The organism is Mycobacterium sp. TH-M25, assembly GCF_057473665.1.
In genome coordinates this window covers 1-2,047 of record NZ_JBYCLA010000126.1, presented here as the reverse complement: position 1 = coordinate 2,047, position 2,047 = coordinate 1, and the positions used below count along the sequence as shown (strand labels likewise).

Genomic DNA, 2,047 nt, shown 5'->3' with positions numbered 1-2,047 from the left:
TGGTAGCGCCGGCCGGTGCCGGCGAGTTCCATGCCGATCAGATCGGTGCGCTGCTCGGCAGAACCTCCCGTGGCCATTCGGATCGCGAGCTCGCACCCACCGGAGTGCGCCATCAGGAAAAGACCTGCAACGCGGGGCCTTTCGCCCAGCACCCGATCCACCAAGCCGAACGCGAGTCCCACCCGCTGCTCGGGTTGGGCGACCGCGTCGGGGTAGGCCGCGGAGCTGCCGTAGCCCGGCCGGTCGATCGCCACCACCGTGTATCCGTGCTGAGCGCCGCTGCGCAACAACGACAACTCAGGATGACCGGGACAGTCGAAATACATTGCGGTGGTGCCTCCCCCGTGAATGGCGACGATCATCGCCCGCGGGTCCGGAACCTCGGCCACCAACGCCGACATCGGCACGCCGTCGACGATGACGAGCCGGGGCTGCACCGTCGCTGGCGGCGCCGTCATCGATCGGCCCGTAACAGCAGTACCCCGCTCGGTGTCAGACCACCACTACTGACCACGCCGACGCGGGCATCGGCCACCTGACGAACGCCGGCCTCGCCGCGCAATTGGGTGATCGCCTCGTGCAGCAGGCCCATGCCGTGGGTGCGGCCGTGCGACAGCTGGCCGCCGTGCGTGTTCAACGGCAACTGCCCGTCGCGCGCGATGTTCGTGCCCCCGTCGAGAAAGTCGCGCGCTTCGCCGATACCGCAGAATCCCAGCGCTTCGATCCAGGACAGACAGTTCATCGTGAAGCCGTCGTACAGTTCGGCGACGTCGACGTCCTGGGGCTTGAGCGCGGTGCGTGACCACAGATGCGCTGACTGCCCCAGCACCTGTGGCTCGTGGGTCAATGTGCTTTGGTCCCAATCGATCCGCTCGATGATCTGGGTGCCGACGGCGTCGACATACACCGGGGGTTTGGCGGTGTCCTGGGCGGCGTCGACGGCGGATACGATCACCGCGACCGCTCCGTCGCAGGGCACGTCGCAGTCGTAGAGCCCGAACGGCGACGTGATCGGCCGCGCGTTCAAGTAGTCGTCCATGGTCATCGGCGTGCGGTACACCGCCGTCGGGTTGAGTTCGGCGTTGGCGCGCTGGTTCAACGCAATCCAGCCGAGCGTCTCCTTGGTGGTGCCGTAACGGTGAAAGTGGCGCTGCGCGTTCTGCGCCAGCGTGTGTGCCGCCGAGGTGGCGCCGAACGGCAGCAGCCAATCGGCGCGACGGCCACTGGACGCGACGATCTTGCCCTGCTTCATCTGCTCGTTGAAGGTGGCTTCCCACAGGGTCCGGAAGCACAGCACGTGACGGGCCATCCCGCAGGCGACGGCGAGCATCGCGGCGATCACCGAACCGCCGGGGCCGAAGGTTTCCATTCCGCCGTTGTGCCACGTCGGCCGGATTCCCATGGCGGCTTCCAGCGCGGTGATGCCGCCCTCGCCGAAGCCGCCGAGGTTGCCGCCGCCGGGGTAGGTCGACATCCCGTCGATGTCGCCGAAAGTCAGCCCCGCATCCGCGATTGCGGCTTCGCAGGCCGCGACGGTCAGCGACAGCGGCGGCACCATCAACCGCCGGCCGATCTCCGACATCCCGATTCCGGTGAGCGCCACCTTGTCTTCGAACTTCTCTGCGGTGAGCATCGGCCGGACGTGCTCGCCGAACCGCTCGGGTGCTATCTCATCGACCGGCAGCGCGGAGGGTTCGGCGCCGGCTGTAAGACGGAACAGCGGCAGCCAGACGTCCTCGTGCTGCTCGAAGACCACCTCGACCTGCTGGCCCAATTCCAATTGCTCAGGCTCGCATTCGACGATGTTGGTGGTCAGCCGCACCCGTGGATCCTCGGCAATGGCCACCTGGGCGACGACGTAGGGTGCGGGAAGGCCTGGCAGGCTGAATCTTTCGTTGATAGTGAACCCGGCCAACGTCGCGCGACCCGAGACCGCCCGTACGCCGAGGCTGTGCGAGCGGCAGTACCGGCACACCGGGGCGGGCGGATGAATCAGCGCGGCGCAATCGGTGCATTCCTGCAGACGCAGCGTGCCGTCGGCGCCGGA

Annotated in this window: 2 protein-coding genes; both read right to left on the bottom strand. The window is 67.6% G+C overall.

Going from position 1 to position 2,047, the window contains the following annotated elements; genetic code table 11:
• Window positions 1-458 (bottom strand): alpha/beta hydrolase family protein (locus AC2VOU_RS04315; RefSeq protein ID WP_486956238.1); only part of this gene is annotated, 458 nt, incomplete at its 3' end.
• A partial coding sequence (locus AC2VOU_RS04310) for a thiolase C-terminal domain-containing protein (protein ID WP_486956237.1) occupies window positions 455-2,047 on the bottom strand: 1,593 nt, incomplete at its 5' end. The genes AC2VOU_RS04315 and AC2VOU_RS04310, both read right to left, overlap by 4 nt.